The 22,389-nt window shown below is 65.2% G+C and carries 14 protein-coding genes and 4 pseudogenes; 5 read left to right on the forward strand and 13 right to left on the reverse strand.

Annotated features, from left to right (window positions below; all coding sequences use genetic code 11):
• Positions 1-240: 240 nt before the first annotated feature.
• Positions 241-2,133, reverse strand: coding sequence for an alkyl/aryl-sulfatase (locus P5P27_RS19435; RefSeq protein ID WP_423201240.1), 1,893 nt, complete (start codon positions 2,131-2,133; stop codon positions 241-243).
• A gap of 294 nt (positions 2,134-2,427) precedes the next feature.
• Positions 2,428-2,760, reverse strand: coding sequence for a hypothetical protein (locus P5P27_RS19440; RefSeq protein WP_278125627.1), 333 nt, complete (start codon positions 2,758-2,760; stop codon positions 2,428-2,430).
• A 277-nt stretch (positions 2,761-3,037) separates the two neighbouring features.
• Here P5P27_RS19440 and P5P27_RS19445 point away from each other — a divergent pair, with 277 nt between their 5' ends.
• Positions 3,038-3,937, forward strand: coding sequence for a heme oxygenase-like domain-containing protein (locus P5P27_RS19445; protein WP_278125629.1), 900 nt, complete (start codon positions 3,038-3,040; stop codon positions 3,935-3,937).
• A gap of 49 nt (positions 3,938-3,986) precedes the next feature.
• Here the strand turns inward: P5P27_RS19445 and P5P27_RS19450 are convergent, their stop codons facing one another.
• The 4 genes from P5P27_RS19450 to P5P27_RS19465 form a co-directional block, all read right to left on the reverse strand.
• Positions 3,987-6,026 carry a CocE/NonD family hydrolase gene (locus P5P27_RS19450; protein WP_278125630.1) on the reverse strand — a complete coding sequence of 680 codons (2,040 nt, stop codon included), beginning with the start codon at positions 6,024-6,026 and terminating at the stop codon, positions 3,987-3,989.
• A 19-nt stretch (positions 6,027-6,045) separates the two neighbouring features.
• Entirely contained in the window at positions 6,046-7,320 is a 1,275-nt protein-coding gene (locus P5P27_RS19455; RefSeq protein ID WP_006897922.1) for an ATP-grasp domain-containing protein, read from the reverse strand.
• Complete coding sequence (locus tag P5P27_RS19460) at positions 7,317-8,258, reverse strand: alpha/beta hydrolase (RefSeq protein ID WP_006897923.1); 942 nt, start codon at positions 8,256-8,258, stop codon at positions 7,317-7,319. The genes P5P27_RS19455 and P5P27_RS19460 overlap by 4 nt, the downstream gene beginning before the upstream one ends.
• Positions 8,259-8,378: 120 nt before the next feature.
• Positions 8,379-9,554, reverse strand: coding sequence for a low temperature requirement protein A (locus tag P5P27_RS19465; RefSeq protein ID WP_006897924.1), 1,176 nt, complete (start codon positions 9,552-9,554; stop codon positions 8,379-8,381).
• 184 nt (positions 9,555-9,738) lie between these two features.
• On the opposite strand from P5P27_RS19465, the gene P5P27_RS19470 reads away from it, so the two are divergent.
• On the forward strand, positions 9,739-10,440 hold the full coding sequence (locus tag P5P27_RS19470; RefSeq protein ID WP_006897925.1) for an MgtC/SapB family protein: 702 nt from the start codon (positions 9,739-9,741) through the stop codon (positions 10,438-10,440).
• A 35-nt stretch (positions 10,441-10,475) separates the two neighbouring features.
• The gene (locus P5P27_RS19475) at positions 10,476-11,093 is read left to right on the forward strand and encodes a L,D-transpeptidase (protein WP_278125632.1); all 618 of its coding nucleotides are present in this window, start codon (positions 10,476-10,478) and stop codon (positions 11,091-11,093) included.
• A 4-nt stretch (positions 11,094-11,097) separates the two neighbouring features.
• Here P5P27_RS19475 and P5P27_RS19480 read toward each other — a convergent pair whose 3' ends face one another.
• Positions 11,098-11,976 (reverse strand): crotonase/enoyl-CoA hydratase family protein, encoded by an 879-nt coding sequence (locus tag P5P27_RS19480; RefSeq protein ID WP_278125634.1) that lies wholly within the window; start codon positions 11,974-11,976, stop codon positions 11,098-11,100.
• Between the two features lie 306 nt (positions 11,977-12,282).
• Complete coding sequence (locus P5P27_RS19485) at positions 12,283-12,759, reverse strand: PaaI family thioesterase (RefSeq protein WP_006896186.1); 477 nt, start codon at positions 12,757-12,759, stop codon at positions 12,283-12,285.
• Positions 12,760-12,873: 114 nt separating this feature from the next.
• Here P5P27_RS19485 and P5P27_RS19490 point away from each other — a divergent pair, with 114 nt between their 5' ends.
• Positions 12,874-13,500 (forward strand): TetR/AcrR family transcriptional regulator, encoded by a 627-nt coding sequence (locus P5P27_RS19490; protein WP_006896187.1) that lies wholly within the window; start codon positions 12,874-12,876, stop codon positions 13,498-13,500.
• A gap of 86 nt (positions 13,501-13,586) precedes the next feature.
• Positions 13,587-16,628 (forward strand): MMPL/RND family transporter, encoded by a 3,042-nt coding sequence (locus P5P27_RS19495; protein ID WP_238423070.1) that lies wholly within the window; start codon positions 13,587-13,589, stop codon positions 16,626-16,628.
• A 38-nt stretch (positions 16,629-16,666) separates the two neighbouring features.
• Here P5P27_RS19495 and P5P27_RS19500 read toward each other — a convergent pair.
• The 5 genes and pseudogenes from P5P27_RS19500 to P5P27_RS19520 form a co-directional block, all read right to left on the reverse strand.
• Positions 16,667-17,245, reverse strand: a pseudogene (locus P5P27_RS19500) (transposase); the annotation flags it as partial.
• Positions 17,246-17,274: 29 nt separating this feature from the next.
• Positions 17,275-18,521, reverse strand: a pseudogene (locus P5P27_RS19505) (IS3 family transposase).
• A gap of 54 nt (positions 18,522-18,575) precedes the next feature.
• A pseudogene (locus P5P27_RS19510) lies at positions 18,576-19,223 on the reverse strand (IS110 family transposase); the annotation flags it as partial.
• A gap of 105 nt (positions 19,224-19,328) precedes the next feature.
• Positions 19,329-20,846 (reverse strand): annotated as a pseudogene (locus P5P27_RS19515) (HNH endonuclease signature motif containing protein).
• A 115-nt stretch (positions 20,847-20,961) separates the two neighbouring features.
• A complete protein-coding gene (locus tag P5P27_RS19520; protein ID WP_278125645.1) occupies positions 20,962-22,167 on the reverse strand; it encodes a CaiB/BaiF CoA transferase family protein in 1,206 nt (401 codons plus the stop codon).
• Positions 22,168-22,389 lie beyond the last annotated feature (222 nt).

Here is a 22,389-nt window from a genome sequence, read left to right on the forward strand (position 1 = left end):
ACCAGCGTATCTGTACACACATTTTGGCCTTTAACCCCCGGAAACGCCCGAGACCTTTAACCACCCGATGGCTTGAGACCCAAGACCGGTAGGGCGAATCCTCTTGGTCGCAGCACGCACAAGACTGCCAGGACTGCCCACCTCCGCACGCGGAGGCGGGCAGTCCTGTGCGTGCACCTGCACGCTCGCGCCGCTTTCGTGACTGCCCCGGAGTGACGTGGTCAAACGCCCCGCGTTGGATCAGGGCGTGACGATGGAGAAGTCGGGGTCGCCCGGATCGATGACCGAGGCGAGTCGTTCCAGCACCGTCGTGTCACCGCTGAGTTCGATGCCCGCCTCGGTGAGACGGTCGGCGGAGAGGGCTCCGGTGGCGAGCACCGGAAGCGCCTGCTTCGTGGTCGTGATCGTCAGCTCCGCGTCACCGCTCTGGGGTGCGGAACTGTAGGTCAGGGCGCCGTTGGACAGCCGGAGCCGGTAGCGAACGTCGGCGTCGGTGAGCACGACGTCGATGCTCAGCTTCAGGTCCCACGCGCGCGGACCGTTGATCTGGATCGCGACGGCGTCGAAGAGCATCTCAGGGGTGAGCGCGGAGATCACGTCGGGCGACGCCGAGACGGTCGGCGTGCCGAACTTGCCTTCGCGGAGTTCGGTGGCGCCGGACAGGTAGATGTTGCGCCACACGCCGTTCTCGCATCCGTAGCCGAGCTGCTCGAAGGTATCGGCCAGGAGGGTGCGGGCCCCGGCGTGGTCGGGCTCGGCGAACACGACGTGACTGAGGACCTCCGCGGCCCATCGGAAGTCACCTTCGTCGAAGGCCGCCTGGGCGTTCGCTACGGCCGCATCGGCGCCGCCCGCGAGCTTGACGTAGCGCTTGCCCTGCGCGACCGGCGGATGCTGCCAGAGGTGGGCCGGGTTGCCGTCGTACCAGCCCATGTATCGCTGGTAGATCGCCTTGAGATTGTGGCTTACCGAGCCGTAGTAGCCGCGCGCGTGCCAGGCGTTCTCCAGCACGGGCGGGAGTTCGAGGTGTTCGGCGATCTCGATTCCGGTCCAGCCCTGGTTGATCAGCCGCAGCGACTGGTCGTGCAGGTAGGCGTAGAGGTCGCGCTGCTCGGAGAGGAACTTGACCACGCGCTCGTTGCCCCACGTCGGCCAGTGATGAGAGGCGAAGACCACCTCGGCCTCGCCGCCCCACAGGTCGATGGTCTCGGTCAGGTATCCGGCCCACGCATGCGGGTCACGCACCAGCGCGCCACGCAGAGTCAGCAGGTTGTGGAGCGTGTGGGTGGCGTCCTCGGCCGCGCACAGCGCCTTGTGCTCGGGAAAGTAGACCAGGAACTCGGCCGGCGCCTCGGTGCCCGGGGCCATCTGGAAGACCATTCGGACGCCGTCGACGACTTCTTCCTGGCCGGTGGTGGTGATGTCGAGTGTCGGCGCGATCAGAGTGATGTTGCCGGTGGCGACGGTCTGCGCCAGACCGGTTCCGATGGCGCCCTGGGGGCCGCGAGCGAGGGCTGCGCCGAACATGTACGCAGATCGGCGGGCCATGGCAGTGCCCGCGTAGACGTTCTCCGACGCGGCGTGCTCGGTGAAGTGCTCGGGGGCGATGACCGGAACTCGGCCCGAGTCCACGTCCTCCTGACTCACGATGCCGCGAACACCGCCGAAGTGGTCGACGTGCGGATGGGTGTAGAGCACGCCGGTGACGGGCCGGTCGCCGCGGTGTTCGCGGTACAACTCCAGTGCGGCCGCGGCCGTCTCCTCGGTCACCAGCGGGTCGAGGACCAGAACACCGGTGTCGCCCTCGATGAAAGTGACGTTGGAAAGATCGAACCCGCGAACCTGGTAGATCCCAGGAACGACTTCGAAGAGGCCCTGGATCGAGTTCAGCTGCGACTGTCGCCACAGGCTCGGATTCGCGGTGTCGGGGGCTTCGCCCTGCAGGAAGTCGTAGGTGTCGTTGTCCCACACCACGGTTCCCTCGGCGTTCCTGATCGCATTCGGAACGCGCTTGCCGAGCAGACCGCGATTGGCGTCCTCGAAATCCTGCGTGTCAGAGAACGGAAGCCGTTCTCGAAGTGCGGCGTTCTGCGCGATGATGGTGGCCGTCGCCTCGCGTGAATTGGATGACATCATTTCCTCTCATAAACCGCCGGTTCGGCTTCACCGTAGGTGCGCACGATCGGACTCAGTGGAACCACTCACCGGCAACGGGTGACCATCCCAGGGCGAAGACTGCACATCCGGAATTCGCGGTGTCGAGTGCGCCGAACTCCTGAGAGATGCCAGGATCACCACACGTCTACCGAGTGGTGTGGGAGTCCTCGGCCACGTCTCGGAGATTCTCGGGATCCCGGCGAACGGCGCGACAACCGAGCGGTACCGCACAGCGACTCCACCGGCACGATCATCCACCCGAGCCGTTGTTCAGGGCGCCGTGGCGGCCATGAAAGGCAGGATCAGCGCCGGCAGCATCATGGTCAGCAGCAGCCAACCGACGCCCTGCCACTCCACCCAGCTGCGTCCACGGCGGTACGCATGGAAGGCCATCGCCAGAGCGACGAGGCCGCCCACCCCCAGGACTCCGGGGACGGCGGCCGCCAAACCGATCGGGGCGCCGCCGCCGATCACGAAGGCGACCAGAACACCCAAGGCGATCACCACAACGGCGCCGAGGAACAGCGCCGGCGACCTCAAGTCCTTCGGGTGGCCCCAGCGCTTCTCCGCATCTCTGCGCGCGGCGTCCGGCCTGCTGTTCATGCCGGACGGATACCCACGTGAGGCCGGGATCAAACATCCTGTGGCCCGGAGTTTGATCCACGTCACAGTCGGGTATCCGACACCAGGTTCCCCGTGTCGGGGACGAGGTGGACAGGAGTGACGATATGGCTTCTACTGCACTGGGATCGGATGCTGGATCGCCGGCTCGATGCCGATTGACCTCCGGTCGCCTCGCCGATCGCGACGTGGTCGTTCACAACGGTCTGCGCACGGCATCGACGGGCTCAACCGTCGCCACGACGATCACGTCAGTCCGATGAGGGCCGCGTCATCGGTCGATCGCCCGCTGCTCCCGCCCGCTCGAGGCCCGGTCTCCGACGTGGTGATCGACTGCCTTCGGCGGAACCGCGAAGCGGCGGTCATCTCGTACGACCGGATCGTGTGTCTCTCCGAAGCGTGGTCCGACGACGCGATGCTCGCGCTCGTGGTTCTTCACGAACTCCACTACCGCGGGTGGCACGGGGTCGACTCGGAACGTTGTTCGGACCGGCATCTGACGAAGATTCGCCTGCTCCTCGAAGATCGATTCTTCACGAAGGTCTCATCGAGGTATTGCGGCGCTCGGAGTTCGACGCGCGGGGTGCCGAGCACCGAGCCCGCACACTCGTCCGGCGGCGACGCCTTTCTCGCGCTGGACGGGTATCTCGCCGAGGTGGCCGATCTGCGGGAGTTCGCCGACTATTTCGCGGTGGGCTCGTTGTTGTCTCCGCGGGGTTCGTCGTCGCAGCGGGAAGTGTTCGACGGAGTACTCGAATCGTTCGGGCTCGACACGGGCTATCTGGCTTACCTGCCGACGGCACCGGCTGCGGCGCTCGGCTCGCTGGTATTGACCGATTGCGTGCGAATACGGCCGACGTGGCGCGGCGCTGCGGTCGGCCGTGCCACCGCGGCGGAAGTGAACGCCTCGACGAGGTCCGCCGGCATCCTCCTCGGACTGCAACGGCTCGGAGCGGCCGACGCCGCGATCCATCGCTATCTCGCGCAACTGCAGGGACAGGCAGGCCCTTCAGGAGACGTGCGTCGAACCGGCCTCGACACCTTCGAACCCGGCGAGCAGGAGGTGGTCGCGGGTAGGCGCGCCCAGCAGACCGTGGAGGAACGATTGTCGATCGCCTTCCGCGACGCCTGGCGCCGCGGCCGCACACTGGTGACCTGATCGCTCCGCAGCCGGCCCGGGCCTTCGGAGACGACCGCTCGACGCAAGATCAAACGAGACGACGCGGAATCCGCCGATCCCAGCTCTCCGCGTACACCCGACGAGAGCCTCGACCGTCGAGCTCGTAGGCATCGAGTTCGGCGGTCAGAATGAATTCGTTGCTCGTCGAAGAGAGCACGGTGTGCGTCTTCACCTCGATACGCCAGTCGCCGCGTTCGATACGCCGGACCGTGCGCGTGGTACCGCGCGCGGATGTCACGTCGTTGTTCCGATACTCGAACCACTCGGTGGCCGACCGCGTCACCGCGGTGTCGGTCTCCTCGATCAGGGTGGTTCCCTGATCGTCTTCGATCTCGAGTGTGGTGGTGCCGAACGCGAGGTCGCGGGTGGTGCGCCAATGGTGCCGACCCGACTCCAGGTTCCGGCGAGCCATCGGCGGCGCGCTCTTCGGCGTACCCAGGTCCCTGAGTAGGGCGTCGGCGTCACGCGGAGGACGCACCGGGACGCTGAGCCGGGATTCGCCGGTGTAGACGGTGACGGTCGCCGGCTCCGGCGGCGGCCAGGCGAGCGGGAAGTACGAGGTGGACAACGACAGCCGCAGTCGGTGCCCGGCGGGCAGACGCTGTGCCAGCCCGTTGAGTTCGACGTCGATTCGGTATTTGGTTCCCGGTTCCAGAGGCTCCGGCGCAGCGCTCGAATTCCGGTGCGTGAGATTGCAGAGGCCGTAGGTGATGCGGGTGGCCTCTCCGTTCGGGGCGATGTCGGAGAGACGGGCCGCGATCTGAGCGACCGGCTTGTCCGCCTCAACCGCCGCGTTCAACGTCGGTCGCCCCAGGATCTCCATGTCGTGTGCCATCGGCTCTGTCTCGAACACGAGTGCGCCGCCGTCCTCGTCGCGCTGGTCGGTGGGGAGGTCCGGCGTCGCGGCGTACGACGCCCACTTCCCGCCCGATCCACCGACCGACAGCGGCGACAGGATCGCCAACGGTCGCGGCCGGACCTCGGTGCTGTCGACGAAGTCGTCGAGCGTGTATCGAGTGAGTACGTACTCGCGATCGTCGATGCGCGACGACGGCCAGCTGTCCTCGCCGACCCAGCGGCCCGGCCGTTCGTCGTACGCGGGGTTCGGCGCGATGCTGTCCTGCATCCAGGCCCGCAGCATCGGCCCGTCCATCGCTCCGTTGTCGATGCCCTTGAGCCAGTGATCCCACCACCGGACGGTCTCGTTCAGGAAGTCGATCGCCGGACCGGGCACACCGAGGTGCGGATACTTATGACCCCACGGGCCGATGAGCCCCTTGCGCGGAACGTCGAGGTTCTCCAGCAGGCGGAAGATGGCGTTCGTGTAGCCGTCGGCCCAGCCGCCGACGGACATCACCGGCACCTGGATCTGTGAGTAGTCCTCCGAGACGGACGCGCGCTTCCAGTAGTCATCGCGATGCTGGTGCTCGATCCACTCCGCGGCCCAGAGACCGCTGCCCTCCAGTCGTTCGCGCCACATCTCGCGCCACCGCGGTCCGACGATGTCCGGATCCGGGGGGAGGCTGTTATTGACGAACATGACGGTGGCCTCCGAGAGATTGTCGGAGAGGAGGCACCCGCCCATGTAGTGCATATTGTCGACGTAGAGGTCGTCGGTCGCGGATGCGCTGATGATCGCTCTCAGCGCCGGTGGTCGGCGCGCCGCAACGTGCAGGCTGTTGAAACCGCCCCACGAGATGCCCATCATCCCGACATTGCCGTCGCACCAGGGCTGCTCGGCGAGCCAGGCGATCACTTCGCAGGCGTCCTCCTGCTCGCTCGGCAGGTACTCGTCCCGCAGCACTCCGTCGGAGTCGCCGGTGCCCCGGATGTCGACGCGCACGGACGCATATCCGTGCCCGGCGATATAGGGGTGATGCAGACTGTCACGCTCACGCGTGTCATCACGCTTGCGGTACGGGAGGTACTCGAGCACTGCGGGCACCGGTTCGGAGTTCGCGTCCTCCGGCATCCACACGCGGGCGGCGAGCCGTGTCCCGTCATGCATCGTGATGAACAGGTTCTCGATCACTTCGACGCGGCGGTCGAACCGGTTGACAACCTCCATGCTCTATCCTCCCCGTAGGTCACTCGAACGTGAACGGCAAGAGTTCCGACGCTCGCTCGTAGGCCTGCTCCAGATCGTCCACCTCCTGACCGCCGACGTACACCGTCGCCAGGACGTAGCGGTAGGGGTCTTGGTTGGGCAGTTCGCTGAGACGATCGCCCGGCTGCACATCCACCTCGACTGTGCATCCCGGTTCCTCTGCGCGCAGCCGTGCCAGATCGTGCTGGGTCGGCGTCGACGTCACGACCCCGTCGTCGGCGCGGCCGAGCAGACACTTGGACGCCATCCGGTACGGGCCGCGCCGAGAGCCGGGTTCGGGCCGTCGCCCGAGAGCCACATCGATGGCGTACTCGTGGTTCGACGTGCCGTCCACCCGCAGGAACAGCTCACTGTGCGACTGCGAGATTCGTGTGTTGACCTCGATCACCCAGAGTTTGTCGATCTCGTCGTCCCACATGAATTCGACGTTGAAGCAACCGTTGTCGAACCCGATGTGTCGCAGGTAACGTTCGCTCACGTCGAGCATCCGGGCGATGAGTTCGTCGCCCACCGAGCCCGCCGGGTAGTCCAGTCGGTCGAAGGTGAGACCGTTGGAGCTCTTGCGCATGTCGAAGACGCCGTGGGTGATGAATTCTCCTCGGTACATTGAGCCTTCGGGCGCCACCTGCCGTCCCGAGATGATCTGCTCGGCAAGACAGCTGTTGCCGCTGAAGCGCTCGATCTCCGGAGGTAGGTCGACCATGCCCAACGCCTGATTGAAGGCGTCGCCGATCACCGTGATCTCGCGGCGGATCTGGGCCACCGCCTCGTAGAACTCGTCAGCGTCGTGGATTTCGAAGCCTAGTTGCGATGAGTGCGACTTCACCGGCTTCACCCAGAACGGGAATGCCACCTCGATTCCGCTCAGCGGGTCGTCGTCGAAGGGGTCGAACGCCGCGAAATCCGGGACGCACTCGGGTACTGCCTCGGCCTGCATCAATCGAGACCAGTACTTGTGTTCGCACGTCAGGAAGCTCTTGAGACTGGGCGACGGTATCGAGTTCTCCATGGCCAGGATCGGCACCAGGATGCTGGTCGGAAAGTCCCAGTGGGCGACGATGGCGTCCACCCGGCCCAGCGTCGCGAGTTCTTCGCGGGCTCGGTCGAGCAGCGACTCGAGGTCGAAATGAGGCGCGGCGGTGAGCGTCTCGACGTCCAGGAGACTGTGGAACCGCATCTGGTCGGCGCCGGGCAGTGCCTCGAGTTCGGCTCGCTGCCGGTCGCTGAGGCCCGGGACCACCACGTTGACAGTCACTGCATCGACCCCTTCGAGGTCGTGGATCGTCCCCGCAGGTGCGACCCTCCGTCTTCGAGACGTTCGGAAATGAAGGCCTCGAGTTCCCTGCGCGCCCGACTGGCCTCCGGGATCTTGTGCATGATCCAGTTGTGGAACATGCCCGGATGCTCCTTGAGGCTGATCGTGGCGCCTGCTGATCGCGCCCGGCCGACGAAATCGCGGGCATCCGGGTTGAGGACGTCGCGTGTGCCCGTGAAGACGATCGTCGGGGGCAGCGCCGAGAGTCGCTCGCCGTCGACGGGCCCGAAGTCGGTGGGCGGCGCGTTCCCGGCGAACCACCGTCCCGCTTGACGCAGACCGGCGATCCCGAGTTCCGGATCATCGGGGTCGATCGCGTCGGCTTCCGGCATCGAGACCGTGAGATCAATCCATGGCGAGAGCAGTACGACGGCGTCCGGTTCGGTTCGCAATCTCCGATCACCGCAGCACAGTTCGAGAGCCAGTCGGCCGCCTGCGGAGTCACCCGAGAGCACAGTGGGCCCGGGTGCGCCTGCTAGATAGGTGTGCGCCGCATCGGCCACCGCCGGGATGATCGTGCGGTGATCCGCCGATGGGCAGAGCGGATAGATAGGCATGATCACAGAGGCGTCGGCGGCCCGCGCCAGCCACGCGAGGAACCGCCAATGATGGCGCTGCGGCTCCTCGACGAAGCCACCGCCATGAAGGTGCAGTATGCGGGTGTCGCCTGCACCGTCGCGCGGTTCGATGCGGTAGCAGCGCATGTCGCCGACGTGTTCGAGAGAGACCTGCACCGTGGGCAGCCACGGCGGCGTGGTCATGCTCTTGCGCTGGTGCCGGGGGAGGCGCTCGGTCATCACCGCCGGGTCTGCATAGAACTTCTTGCTCCTCGTCGCGCGCAGTGAGGCCATCGTCAATCGAGCCGGTATCGAGACCATCGGGTCCCTTCCCTTCCGTGTCCGTTCAATGTCCTGGGGCACGGGGTTCCCGGGTCGCGGTTGCGCGAAACGTGGGGTGCGGCGACTGCCAGCCGGCGGAAACGGGAGGGTGCGAATGCCTCAGGACTTCGCGACCGCGGCGTCGTTCCGGTGATGCCAGGACGCGGAGGCGACTCCGGCGGCGAGGATCGCAGCGACCAGCGCGGCCAGCACGAGGAGCTCGATACCTGTCGATGCGGCGACAACGCCGATTGCCGCCAGGACGGCGAGGGTTGACGCCGTGACAGTCGATTCGAAGCGGTCCAGGCCGCCGATCGACGCCACGAAGAGCGCGAGGCCGATGTAGAACAGCGCCGGGCCACCGGCGAGGAGCAGCGCGTAGACGGTGGTCGTCTCATCGTGGGGATGCGCGAGCATCTTCTCGGTGCCGACGGCGGTCACGATCACGCCGCCGACCAGGATGGCGTGCGCATATGCGAAGCCTCCGCGGGCGAGGGCGGTCGGATCGTCGGCCTCTTCGAGCCGTCGTTCGGTGCGCTCCGAATGGTGGGCGAAATACAGCCACCAGAAGGCGACCGGGACGGCGAACGCCACCCCCAGTGCAACGAATGAGTACAGGCTCGATTCCATGTGCATGAACTCGCGCCCGATGGAAAGGACCGTCTCGCCGAGCGCGATGATGAAGATCAGCCGATTACGTTCCACGAGATGTGCGGGCGTCAATTCCCACATCCGCATGTCGATTCCGCCGAACCGCGGCAGCCAGGTGCGCAGGAGCGGGGCGGCGACGTCGATGGCGAGGGCGACGATCCAGACGATCAGCCGGGTGTCGGGTTCGCAGAACGCGCCGATCACCCACACCGCGGCGGCCACGGCGGACCATGCGAGCAGATGCGCGTAATTGCGGCCGATCTGCTGTCCGCGCATCGCAATCGCGATGAACAACGGCCTGACCACCTGCATCGCAGCCAGCGCGATGGCGAACTGGGGTCCTCGGTCGCCGAACGCCTCAGGGATGGACGCGGCCATCACCAGGCTCAACAGCATGAGGACGACCAGCAGGATCCGGACGGGGATGCGGGCTGGGTCGACGAAGTTGGTGGCCCACGCGGTGTAGTTCCACACCCACCAGACTCCGCCGAACATGACGATCACCTCGACGGTCCCGCGGCCGGTGAGGTGCTCGGCGAAAAACGATGCGAGTTGGCTGAACGCGAATACGTAGACGAGGTCGAAGAACAACTCGATGGTCGCGACCTCGCCGCCCTTGCTGCGTGCTCGCCCCAATGCCGGCATAGCCACGGCCGACCCCCTTCGTCGAACTCCCTGACGGTGCGGCTCAGCGTAGCTTGACGCCGACTCGAGCTGAGGGCGTAACGACGTCGCGGGGAGTGCCGATGCCGGTTTCACGTGGAACCAGTCGGCAGAATCTCTCAGCGCCACTCCGGTGCGCTTGCTCCGGGAGTACCGTCGAACGACGATGGCACTCGCTGACGCGTTGGAGCAGCAGGGCTGGCCCCAAGTGGGTGAGCTGGTACTCGCGTTTGTCCTCAGCGCGCTGATCGGGCTTGAGAGACAGCTTCGCGGGCGCAGTGCCGGGCTCCGCACTCAGGCGATCGTGGGCACTTCCGCCGCACTGTTCATGCTGATCAGCAAGTACGGATTCATGAATGTGCTTTCGGACGAAGTGGTCGTCGATCCGTCGCGAGTGGCCGCTCAGGTGGTGTCGGGCATCGGCTTCCTTGGAGCGGGCATCATTCTGACGCGCCGGGGTGCGGTGCGCGGCCTCACGACTGCGGCCTCAGTGTGGGAGACCGCAGCGATCGGCATGGCGGCCGGCGCCGGCCTGTGGCTGCTGGCCGTGGTGGTGACCGCGCTGCACTTCGTGACGGCGTATGGACTGCGGGCCCTGTCGCGACTGTTGCCCGGGCAGGTCTCCGAATCGCAGATCGAAGTCACCTACGCCGACGGGCACGGATTACTGCGGCAGATCATCGAGTCGATCACCAGCGGCGGGTGGACGATACGGCAGGCCCGGCCTCAGGACGTGGAAGTCGACGGCACCGCCGCACTGATCCTGGAGGTGGCCGGGGGAGCGAGGACGGAGGCGTTGGTCGCGGCTCTCGCCGAGATCGACGGCGTCCGTGAGGTGCAGGTCCTATCCGAGCAGGAGTCGGAATAGCTACCCTGGGCCATCGCGAGTGCGAGGAGACCAGGGTGGCGGAAGTGGCGAGCGGCAACCGACTGCGCAGCGGTGTGCGCGGGTACGCGGCGCCGCTCGCCCTGGCGACCGCGGCACTGGTGGTGACGGTGGCGCTGCTTCTCCATCTGACGTGGAACACGAACTCTGCCTCGGTGCAGCCGGCCACGCATGCCGCGGCGGTTCCGGCGAGCACGATCTCCGATCCCGCCGCCATTCGCGCAGCAGGAAGTGCCGAGTGCCGGACCAACGCGCCCGGACGACGACTGATCCGCGTCAGTCTGTCCCAGCAAGCCATGTGGATGTGCGACGGGCGACGTCCGGTGTCGTCGTCACCGGTCACGACGGGGAACGTCGCGCGCGGTGACGGCACGCCGACCGGCACCTGGACCGTTCAGAGCCGAGAGACGAATCGGGACCTCGTCGGACCCGGCTACCGAGACCATGTTCGCTACTGGCTGCCGTTCTTCGGTGACTTCGGATTCCACGACGCACCGTGGCAGAAGACGGCGTTCGGCGACCGCGAAGCCTTCAAGACCGCGGGATCTCGCGGATGCGTCCACGTTCCGGGACCAGAGATGAAGCATCTCTACGACTGGGCCGAGGTCGGCACGACGGTGACCGTGGCCGAGTGAGGCGCTACTCCCGCGTCCACTCGTCATAGAACTCCGGCATCCGAGACGCCTTCGAATCGAACTCGGCCGGTCGCTTCTCGAGGAAGGCTCGAACACCGTCGTCGCCGTCGCCGATGCTCGTGTAGAACATTGCGAGCGAATCGATGCGATGGGCCTCTGCCGGATGTTCTTGCGCCGCGTTGCGGTACAGCATCTGGCGGGCCAGCGCGACGGCCACCGGCGAACGGCCCTGAGTCCAGGAGTCGGCGAGCGAGCGCGCAGCGTGCAGCAGATCCTCCGGCTCGTGGACGCTCTGTGCCAGACCGGCGTCGAGTGCGCTCTGCGCATCGAGGATATCGGCGCGGTACACCAGGTCGAGCGCTTTCGGGAGGCCGACCACTCGAGGAAGGAACCACGATGACGCCGCCTCGGGAACGATGCCGAGACGTCCGAACACGAAGCCGATCCGGCCCTTGGTCGATATGAGTCGAGCGTCCATCGGCAGCGTCATCGTGGCGCCGATGCCGACTGCGGCGCCGTTGACGGCCGCGATCACCGGTTTGCGGCAAGCGTAGATCGCGAGCGTCACCCGCCCGCCGGTGTCGCGAATCCGCGCGATTCCGGGATCATCCAGATCGGCCATGTCAGCGAGCGTGGGACGCTTGGCGCCGTCGAGCCCGAAAACATTGTCGCCCTCGGTCGCCAGGTCCATGCCGGCGCAGAACGCACGTCCGTTGCCGGTGACGATGACAGCCCGAACGGAGTCGTCATCGTTGACCGAACGGAAGGTGTGCTCCAATTCCTGCGCCATCTCGACGGTGAAGGCGTTGAGATGGTCGGGGCGGTTGAGCCGGACTGTGAGGATGCCGTCTTCGTTCTCGTGCGTCAGCGTCGTCAGTTCCATGCGATGTGCTCCCTGGTCGGCGGGTGTGTGATTGCAGCTTAGAAGCGCGGCGCACCTTGGGAGGACGTGTCAGGCCGCGGCGTGGGGTGACTGGGCAGATTCGGAATCTGCCGGGGGCGCTTGTGACTCCTGCGGTGGAGTCCGAGGCGGCGGATGCGCCGGCGGTGGGCCGGATTCTTGCCGATGCCGTTCTCGGGGGTGCAGGTGCCGTGCTTGTCCGGCGTGGATCTCAATGCGGGTGCGCAAGGATGGGCCAGCTGGTGGATGCGGGGCGACTCTTCTGCTTGGTGGCGTGCCTGGCGGTCGCTAGTCGGCCTGAAAGAATCTGGTGATGAGGTCTGCTGTGGCGCCCCAGTCTCCGTGACGAAGAAAATGACTCAAGTCGACCTTTACGAAGACCGCTTCTGCGGCGAAATAGGTTGTGTCGCCGACAGTACCGTTGGCTTCGATGAAGAGCGCGCGGTCGGTTTCGTCGACGAGGGAGGCGGTGATGTGCACGGGGGTGTGCAGTGGGACCGGGCGTCGATACTCCACGGTGAGGGTTCGGGTGACTGCGGGTGTCTCGGCGATCCACAGGGTGAAACCCATGATGTCATCGCATGCCGCTGAGATGGCTCCGCCGTGGGCGAGTCCCGGGGCTCCTGAGTGGCGCTCGTCGAATTGCAGGTCGGCGTAGACGTGGTCGCCGTGCAGGTGTACCTCGAGGTGCAGGCCATTGGGGTTGTCTTCGCCGCATCCCATGCACCATGGTGCGTGTGCTGGTAGTGGTTTGTCGCCCCTCATAAGTGACCTTTCTGAGCCTTCAATCGGTACCGCCACTGGCAGTTTCGCTCTGTTACCGACGGTATTGTTGTGCAGTCAGGGGTTCGTGATTTTGGCTATATAGGGAGTGGCCAGGTGGAAACCATCGATTCCGACGATGTTGACCCGAGGCGGGTTCGGTCGCGTCAGCGTTTGTTGGATGCTGCGGTGACCTTGCTGAACAGTGGCGGGGTCGAAGCCGTTACCGTGGAGGCGGTCACTCGACTGTCTCGTGTTGCTCGCACCACCTTGTATCGTCACTTCGAGAGCTCCACAGATCTGGTGGCGGCTGCCTTCGAGCGATTGTTGCCTCAGGCCGAGACCCCCGAGACGACGACGTCGATCCGTGATGACCTGCTGAAGCTGATGCAGCGGCAGGCTGAGCTTATTGAGCAGGCACCGCTGCAGTTGACGACGCTGGCATGGTTGGCAATGCTTCCCGAGCAGCCCCGGCAATCCGGGCAATCCGACGGGGATCAGAACGCGCTCGCGCCACTGCGTCGTCGAGTCGTCGAGCAGTATCGAGAACCATTCGATCGAGTTTTGACGAGTGACGTGGCCACGGCGGAGCTCGGCGACCTCGATTTGACCATGGCAGTCACTCAACTGGCGGGCCCCCTTGTCTTTGCCAAGCTCACGGGCATTCGGTCGATGACCGTTGGCGATCTCGAACAGCTTGTCGACGATTTCCTCATGGCCCACCGGCGACACCAAACCTCCTGACCTCCTTCCCCATCTACGGTACTGCTAGTACCGTAACGATACCGTCGGTTTCGTAGACGGGCTGGGTCGAGGGTGAGGTGCTGCGTATGGTGGTCCAACGTCCAAGTGGTGGGCGCTTGGCGGCGCGCCGGTTGGCGGAACGCAGCGAGTACAGCACGACATTGGGGCGGTTGGCACGGTTCACCTTGGCGCACAGATTCCTCGTCATCGGGGCGTGGGTGGCTGTGGGTATCGTCTTGGCGATACTGTTTCCCCAGCTGGAGACGGTGGTGCGGCAGCAGTCTGTTGATCCGATCCCTGCTGGGGTTCCATCGTTTCAAGCACTCGATCAGATGGGTGGTGCGTTCGGTGAGAAGGGCGCCAAGACCACTGTTTTCGTGACCATGGAGAACCCGAACGGGTTCACCGACGTGGCGCGGGAACGCTACGACATGCTCGTTCTGCAGTTGCGCGAAAATTTCGACGATGTGCAGTCAGTGCGGGATTTGCTCTCCGATCCGACGACGGCCGGCCAGGCCTTGAGTGAGGACGGGCAAGCCTGGTACTTGCCTGTCGGGGTCACCGGAACTTTGGGAGGGCCAACGGCCACGCATGCTGTGGAGACCGTGCGCCAAACCGCGCAGCGCGTGTTTGACGGTACGGACACCACTGTCCATGTCACCGGGCCGACGGCCACTTTCAGTGACCAGATCGTCAGTGCTGAAAGCGATTTAGTCGTGATCACTGTGGCGACGGTGGCGCTTATCGCGATCATTCTGTTGATCGTTTACCGATCGCTGTTCACCGCGCTGGTGCCGTTGTTGGTGATCGGTGTCAGCCTCGGCGTGGGCCGCGGGGTCTTGTCCGCACTCGGCGAACTCGGTATGCCGGTATCGCAGTTCACCGTCGCGTTCATGACCGTCATCCTGCTCGGAGCCGGGGTCGACTACTCAGTCTTTTTCATCAGTCGCTATCACGAACGGCTACGCCAGGACGCTACCACTGAGGTTGCGCTCGTGGACGCGACAGCAACTATCGGACGGGTCATCCTGGCTTCAGCTGCCACGGTGGCGCTGGCCTTTTTGGCGATGGTGTTTGGTCAGCTGAGCGTGTTCTCCACCTTGGGTCCGGCATGCGCGATCGCCATCCTCATCGGATTCCTCGCCACGGTCACCCTGCTACCACCGGTGTTGCTGTGGGCGGCGCGATTCGGCTGGGGCGCACCCAGACGAGATCTGACCCGAAAGTACTGGAATCGCGTCGCCGTGCTCGTCGTGCGGCGTCCTGTGCCTCTGCTGGCACTAACCCTGGTCGGGCTAATCGTGCTTAGCGTCTTCGCGATGGGCATCCAGATCACCTTCGACGATCGTGAGGGGCAGCCCGCGACAACCGACAGCAACGAAGGCTACGCGTTGCTCGACCGTCATTTCCCTCAAGACGTCACTATCACTGAGTTCCTCGTTGTAGATGCACCGATCGATCTCCGTACTGCCAGCGGGCTGGCCGATCTTGAGCAAATGGCCTCACGTGTATCCCAGATCCCCGGAGTGACTCGAGTCATCGGTGTTACCCGTCCCACCGGGGACAAGCTCGAGCAAGCCGAGCTGTCCTGGCAGAACGGTCAGATCGGGGACCGGCTGGCGGGTGCGGTCGACGATGGCCAGAACCGCCGAGGTGACCTCGAACAGCTCCGTACCGGCGCATTCCAACTCGCCGACGGGCTTACTCAGCTCGACACCCAGGTACGCACCAACTTGGCCCCCCTGGCCGGCATCCTCGATAAGGCAAGCACAGCAGGGCAGCAAATTCAGCAGTACCAGCCGATACTCCGCCAACTCGCCGCATCTGCACCAGCGCTCGATCGCGCTTCTCAGAATGCCCCACAGCTGGCCGCGCTCACCCGCCAAACATCTGCAGCCCTGGCAACAGTGACCTCGATCCTGCCCATCCTCGATAATGCGCCCTGGTGCACCCAAGTCCCGCAGTGCGCAGCTCTGCGCGCGCAGACCCGCAATCTCGACGCCCTACTGAGCAACGGGACCCTCGACCAGATCGCCACGCTGTCAACACAACTCGCGCAGCTGGATACACCGATCTCAACAGTCACCGACCAACTCACTTCCACCGTCAACTCACTGGGCTCCACGCTGGGAAGCATCAGCAGCCAAGACCTTCCCGGCAAGCTCACCCAACTGCAAACAGGTATCAGTCAACTCGCGGCGGGATCACGCCAACTCGCCGCCGGTGTATCCGCGCTGATCGACAGCAACCTTCAACAACTCGCCGGGATGGCCGCGCTAGCCACACAACTACAAACCTCCGCCCGCGAGACCGCCGGAACAAACTCAGCAACCGGCTTCTACCTCCCACCTCAGGCCAACGCAGACCGCCGTTTCGTCGACGTCGCTCGCCAGTTCGTCTCGCCCGACGGCCATACCGTGCGCTACGCAATACAAACCAGCTTCGACCCCTACAGCACCGAGGCCATGCAACTGGCCGACACAATCACCGATGTCGCACTCGCCGCCAGACCGAACACAACCCTGCAGGACTCCAACATCGCGATAGCCGGGTTCCCCGCCATCAACGCCGATCTGCAACGTCTACTCACCGAAGACTTCCGACTCCTAGCGTTGGCCACCCTCACCATCGTCGGCCTGATCCTGATACTCCTACTCCGAGCACTCATCGCGCCGCTATACCTTCTGGGCACCGTCATACTCAACTACACCGCGGCACTGGGTATCGGTGTCCTGATCTTTCAACACATCCTCAAAACCGATATCGCCTGGCCCGTACCACTACTGGCCTTCATAGTCCTCGTCGCGGTCGGCGCCGACTACAACATGCTTCTTATCTCTCGCCTACGCGAAGAATCCCAAAACAACATCCGCATCGGCGTCCTGAGAACCGTCACCAACACCGGATCAGTCATCACCTCGGCCGGCCTCATCTTCGCTGCCAGCATGTTCGGACTCATGGCCGGATCCATCTCGATCATGACCCAGGTCGGACTCATCATCGGCATCGGCCTGCTGCTCGACACCTTCATCGTCCGCACCATCGTTGTGCCGACCATCGCCACACTTGTCGGCAGAGCAAGCTGGTGGCCGAGTACCCGAACCGACACGCATCCAGTGTCCCGCTAGTACGCACGCACGTGCCGAGATCTGACCGGCCCCGCCAGTCATCCAGCCATCGCGCCCACCTCATCGACTGACACCCGCTCGACGGTCGGCCGCGGCAACCACACCCTACCGTCGCGGATCAGTGCCCAGACCACGTCAACCAGACGTCTAGCGAGAGCGATGAGAGCGTGGACGTGGGAACGCTTCTCGCGTCGTTTGCGCTGGTAGAACTCGCGGGACGGGCCGTCGCGTTGCGAGCTGTTGAGTGCGGCCATGTAGAACACCTTGCGAAGTCCTCTGTGGTAACGCTGGGGTCTACGCAAGGCTCCCCGGCGGTTACCGGAGTCGTGCGGTACCGGAGCAAGACCGGCGTAGGCGGCGAGTCTGGCGGGCGAGCCGAACGAAGTGAGGTCGCCGCCGGTGATCGCGACGAGCTCAGCGCCGCTTCGGGTGCCGATGCCTGGCACGGATTCGAGAATCCGTGCGTGACGGTGGCGGCGGAACACCTCGGTGATCTGCTTATCCAGGTCGGCGATCTGACGGGTCAGCATGACCAACGAGGTAGCCGCGTGTTGCACCAGTAGGGCTGTGGTCGCCTCGCCAGGCAGGGTGACGGTCTGCGCGGCCGCCGCGGCACGTGTCAAGTCCCGGGTTTGTTAGAGACCGATCATTTGTTCTGTAGTGCAGGTTCAGTCTCGGCAGCAGCGTGCTGCTGCCAGTAGAGGTCCTCGATCTCTGTCGGTGGCCGGTGATCGAGTTCGCCGTGCAGTCGGGCGGTGTTGTACCAATGGACCCATTCGGCAGTCGCGATCTCGACGGCGTTCGTCGATCGCCACGGGCCCTTCCGGTAAATCAGCTCGTGCTTGTACAGCGAGTTCAGGGCTTCGGCCATCGCGTTGTCGTAGGAGTCCCCGCGCGAGCCGACTGAGGCGACGGCGCCGGCCTCGTCGAGGGCCTGGGTGTAGCGCACCGCTCGATACTGGACTCCGCGGTCGGAATGATGAATCAGGCCAGTGATGTCCTGGCCGGTCCGACGCCGCAGCCACAAGCCCATCGCGAGGGCGTCGATCGCCAGGTCGGCGAACATGCGGGTCGAGGTCTGCCAGCCGACGATCATCCGCGAGAACACGTCCAAGACGAATGCCACGTAGACCCAGCCGGCATCGGTGCGGACGTAGGTGATGTCGGCAACCCACAGCTGATTCGGCGCTGTCGCGGCGAATGCGCGGTCAACGAGATCACCGGGGTGTTCGGTCTCGGCCGCTGGTTTCGTGGTGCGCGGGAACTTCCCGCGCACCACCCCACGGATTCCCAGGTCACCGCACAATCGTTCGACCGTGCACTTCGCGACCGTTATCCCTTTGCGGGCGAGTGCGGCGCGGATCTTGCGGCGCCCATAGATACCGCCGGAGTCTTCGTAGACGTCCATGATCTGTTCTTTGAGTTCCTCGTCGCGCAGGGCGCGGGCCGATGGACCGCGGCCTCGGGCGGCGTAGTAGGTCGATGGCGCGATCGCGCATCCGGCCTCGGTGAGGGCGGTGCAGATCGCCTCGACGGGCCATCGACGGCGGTACTGGTCGATGAAATCGACGATCAGCGGCGTGGCCGGTCGAGCTCGGCCGCGAAGAAAGCCGACGCGGTCTTCAAGATCTCGTTCGCCCGCCGCAACTCCGCGTTCTCACGCTCGAGCTGACGGATCCTCTCGATATCGGAGACCGTCTCCACGCCAGGGGTTTCGGCTTGGCCCTTCTCGACGCGGCGGACCCAGTTCCGCAGAGTCTCGGGGTGGATATCGAGTTGCTTGGCGATCCGCGCCAACGCACCCGGCGCGGTCGCAGGATCGCTACGGGCATCGATGGCCATCCGCGTGGCACGGTCCCGCAACTCCTTCGAGTACTTCGATGGGCGAGGCATGAAACAAGTGTCCCTTCCGGTCAAACCTGCCTCCATCAAACCCGGGACGATTCAACGGGCTTTGTCGATCATCTTCGGGATCGTGGGTCGGCGGACGCCGTGACTGCGCAGGTGGTCGTAGATCTCGTCGTCAGAGACCGCAGCGATCGCAGATGGCGTGGCGAAGCGGGTGAGGAACGTTAGACCGGTCAGTGTCGAGTAGTCGAAACACCGTTCTAGTGCAGGGAAGATGCGGGTCAGCAGGCCGCGCAGGCGGTTGATGCCTCGCGTACGTTCAGCGACGAGGTCGTTGCGATGTCCGGTCAGCAGGTCGAGTTCGATCGCGACGTCGTCGGGCGCCGAGACGGTGGCGAGATCGCCACGTAGGCGGGCTGTCTGGGCGATCACGACCGCATCGCGGGCATCGGTCTTGCCCTCACCCGCGAACGCACCGGTCATGCTGTGCACGACCCGGCCGGGCACGTAGCGGATCTGCTGGCGCCGCGCAGCCAGCACACCCCTCAGCAGCGCCGATTCCGGTGCGGTCATGTCGATCGCCCACACCACGAATTTCATGTCGGCGACCCGGTCCATGAGCGCTTCGATCGCCGGTTGATCGTTGGGAAGCCGCCGAGACCACAGCACCGTTCCCGCCTCATCGACCGCGGCGGCGTGATGCGCATGCCGACCGACATCAATTCCTACCCAGATCTTTTCGTCCATACTGTCCTTCCGTGTGCGGTTGGCTCGTCAGGGTGGTTTCGCCGGCACACCTTTACACAGCGACAAGTTCGCGAACACATCTCAATCAGCGGCCGAAACGACCCGTCACGGTCCGGGGTGACCTTCCACGCCAAGCCACCAGCGACAACAGGTGATTGTCGAGCCACGCCCCGAACCGCGGACGAACGTCCGAGGCGACCGCCCCGGACGTACTCCAACGTAAAGGTGGATGGGGTTGAGGCGCCAGGGGTGATTGGTGGTGGCTGGTCGCCAGGCCATGCGTCCGGTGTGGGTCCGTCGGTGAGGATGGTGGTTTCCCATTGGCCGCGGTTGGTTCCGACGGCGCGGTTGTGGCGTCCGCAGGCTGCGCCGAGGGCGTCGATGTCGGTACGTCCGGCCGGGGTGATCCAGTCCGGTGCATGATGGGCTTGAGTTTGGGCGAAGGGGCGGTCGCAGCCGGGGGCGGTGCAGCCGCGGTCGCGGGCGAACAACGCCAACCGCTGCGCCTTACTCGCGAAGCGTGCACCGCGGCCCTGGTAGAGGACTTCGCTGGTGTGATGCCGGAAGACCGCCAGGTGCGGCACAGCCTCGGCAGCGAGGTTCACGAGTTCACCGATCGGGATGCGGGTGCCTGTCGCGGTCAGGGCGATGCCGGCGTGGGCGGCGAGTTCTTGGTCGGTGACGGTGATGACGAGTTCGGCTGGTATCCGGTTCGGTGCTCCGAGTCTGCCGTGGGCGAGAACGTAGTCGCACAGGGCCAGCAAGGCGTCGTGTGTGCGTTGGGCGGTACTGCGCAGATCCCGGCCCCGCGCCGCCGCGAGAGCCTCGGCGTCGATGCTCTCTGCGTCGATGGTTCCGGTGGGCGAGTCGGGGTCGGCGGGATTGTTCATGCCGGGTGCGGCCCAGGCGGTCAAGATCACTTCGAACTTGGCCCGCAACTCCGGAGTCATCGCGCCGCGGACTTTGCTCATCAACTGGCGGTCTTGCGGGAGGATGGTGATTCCGCGTTGGCGTTGCCGGTCGACGTGATCGCTCTCCTGCCCGTCGGGGTCCAGGTGGGCGAGCAGTCGGTCACCGACCTTGCCCAGATCATCCGGATTCAACCCGGCCGCCGCGTCGGCCAACTCCGCCTCGGCACGGGCTTTGACCTCCGGCGAGATACAGCCGGGCACTTTCGCCAAAACGCCCGAGATCACCAACGCGTGTTCGGCGCCGACAGTCCCGGCCGCCACTGCCGCGGCGGTGGCGGGCTTCCGGGGAGGCAGGGTCTCGCCTTGGAAGTTGGAGAACTCGCCGATGGTCTCGGCCATCCGCAGTCGTCGGCCGGCTTCGCGGGTTCCGAGCCGCAAGCCCTTGTGAGAGGTATTGGTGCGGATTCAGATAGCCCGCGGTGCGGTGCGCGTTGCGGTCGGAGACCTCCACCAACAATCTGGACGAAACGCCGTCCCAGCGTCGCCGAATCCGTTCGGCGGTCTGTGTGTGGGCCAGCAGTTCCGGTTCGGTCTCCGGCGCCAGGGAGGTTTCGGCGAGTTTGACCGCCGCGGCATCGATCAGTGCCAACAACTCTGAAGGCTGGTCCGGCAACGCGAGAGCGGTGACACCGGTGGTGATCGGATCGGTCATCGCTGCCACCTCCCCCGAGTGTTTCAGCTGGTCACACCATGTTTTCTAGACCTACCTGAAAGCTATCACCCACCTATGACAAACAACATTGACGCGATCGACCTACGTTCGATTCTCAGTCGCCGACGCGAACAACACCGGCGGCCGACATCCGCTGCACGTCCTGCTCGTCGTAGCCGAGTTCCGCGAGCAGCGCGGCTGTATGGCGGCCGAGTGCCGGAACGTCGCCCATCGCCGCCTCGACGTCATCGAAGGTGACCGGCGGAAGTAGTGCCTTGACCTGCGCGAACTCGGTACAGACAGTGCGCCAGCGATCCCGTGCGGAGAGCTGCGGATGCTCGGCGACCTGTTCGAGCTCCTTGATCTGGGCTGCCGGAACACCCGCGGCGGAAAGCTTCGCGTCGAGCTCCGCAGTGGTCCACAGCCTGGTCCGTTGCGCCACTGCGGCGTCGCACGCCGGCCGGTTTTCGACTCGCTTCATATTGGTGGAGAATCGCGGGTCGGTCGTCAGCTCGGGGACGCCCAACACTGTGGTGAGCGCCTTCCAGCCTCCTTCACTCTGAACGCCGATCAAGATCTGTCCGTCGCTGGTGGGGTACGAGTCGTACGGCGCGATCGACACATGACTCACGCCCATCCGCGGCGGCTGCACGCCCGTGTACATCTGCGTGTAGAGCGAATGTCCCATCCATTCGACGGTCGATTCGAGCATCGAGACCTCGACCGCCGCTCCGACTCCGGTGCGGCAGCGACGCAGGAGCGCCGCGAGAACCGCCTGTGCGCAGTACATTCCGGAGGCGATGTCGGCGGTCGGAATCCCGGTCTTGGCGGCATGCTCCGGTGTACCCGTGATGGAGATGAGGCCGCTCTCGGCCTGAATGAGCATGTCGTAAGCCTTGCGCTGCTCGAACGGACCGCCTCGGCCGTAGCCCGACAGATCGACCGTGACCAACTCGGGGTGACCCTCGCGTAACTCGTCGGCCCCCAGGCCGAGCCGCGCCGCTGCGCCCGGCGCCAGGTTCTGCAGAAAGACGTCCGCGTCGCGGATCAGCGCACGGACCACCTTGCGCCCCTCGTCCGACTTCAGGTCGACGGCGATGGACTCCTTCCCGCGGTTCAGCCACACGAAGTGCGCGCCGGTGCCGTGCACGGCGTCGTCGTAGGCGCGGGCGAAATCGCCGCCGTCGGTCCGTTCCACTTTGATGACGCGGGCGCCGAGATCGGCCAGATGACGGGACGCGAGCGGCGCGGCGACGGCCTGTTCGAGAGTCACGACCGTGTAACCGGCGAGGGGGAGGAGTTGGTCGGGACGCAGTGCCATGCACTCCACTATCGCACCGCGGCGATGGGCGGCTCCGGCGGGCGGCGTGTCACCCGATCGAGCGATTTGTGGTGTGACGACCGGCTCCCGCGACCCGCCCGAATCCGTCGTTCGCGACCGCTGCACACAGTTTGGACCTGCACCGTTATCAGATTCATCGCGCTCTGACCTGCAGGTCGAGACGGATCGTGCCATTTGTCGTTGTGACAACGCGGTGATTCA

This window comes from Gordonia sihwensis (assembly GCF_029632925.1).
GTDB lineage: Bacteria > Actinomycetota > Actinomycetes > Mycobacteriales > Mycobacteriaceae > Gordonia > Gordonia sihwensis.

Excerpts from the sequence above, each read along its gene's own strand:
- P5P27_RS19435 (WP_423201240.1), bottom strand. The coding sequence starts at position 2,133 with ATGTCATCCAATTCACGCGAGGCGACGGCCACCATCATCGCGCAGAAC.
- P5P27_RS19440 (WP_278125627.1), bottom strand. The coding sequence starts at position 2,760 with ATGAACAGCAGGCCGGACGCCGCGCGCAGAGATGCGGAGAAGCGCTGG.
- P5P27_RS19445 (WP_278125629.1), top strand. The coding sequence starts at position 3,038 with ATGAGGGCCGCGTCATCGGTCGATCGCCCGCTGCTCCCGCCCGCTCGA.
- P5P27_RS19450 (WP_278125630.1), bottom strand. The coding sequence starts at position 6,026 with ATGGAGGTTGTCAACCGGTTCGACCGCCGCGTCGAAGTGATCGAGAAC.
- P5P27_RS19460 (WP_006897923.1), bottom strand. The coding sequence starts at position 8,258 with ATGGTCTCGATACCGGCTCGATTGACGATGGCCTCACTGCGCGCGACG.
- P5P27_RS19465 (WP_006897924.1), bottom strand. The coding sequence starts at position 9,554 with ATGCCGGCATTGGGGCGAGCACGCAGCAAGGGCGGCGAGGTCGCGACC.
- P5P27_RS19470 (WP_006897925.1), top strand. The coding sequence starts at position 9,739 with ATGGCACTCGCTGACGCGTTGGAGCAGCAGGGCTGGCCCCAAGTGGGT.
- P5P27_RS19480 (WP_278125634.1), bottom strand. The coding sequence starts at position 11,976 with ATGGAACTGACGACGCTGACGCACGAGAACGAAGACGGCATCCTCACA.
- P5P27_RS19485 (WP_006896186.1), bottom strand. The coding sequence starts at position 12,759 with ATGAGGGGCGACAAACCACTACCAGCACACGCACCATGGTGCATGGGA.
- P5P27_RS19495 (WP_238423070.1), top strand. The coding sequence starts at position 13,587 with ATGGTGGTCCAACGTCCAAGTGGTGGGCGCTTGGCGGCGCGCCGGTTG.
- P5P27_RS19520 (WP_278125645.1), bottom strand. The coding sequence starts at position 22,167 with ATGGCACTGCGTCCCGACCAACTCCTCCCCCTCGCCGGTTACACGGTC.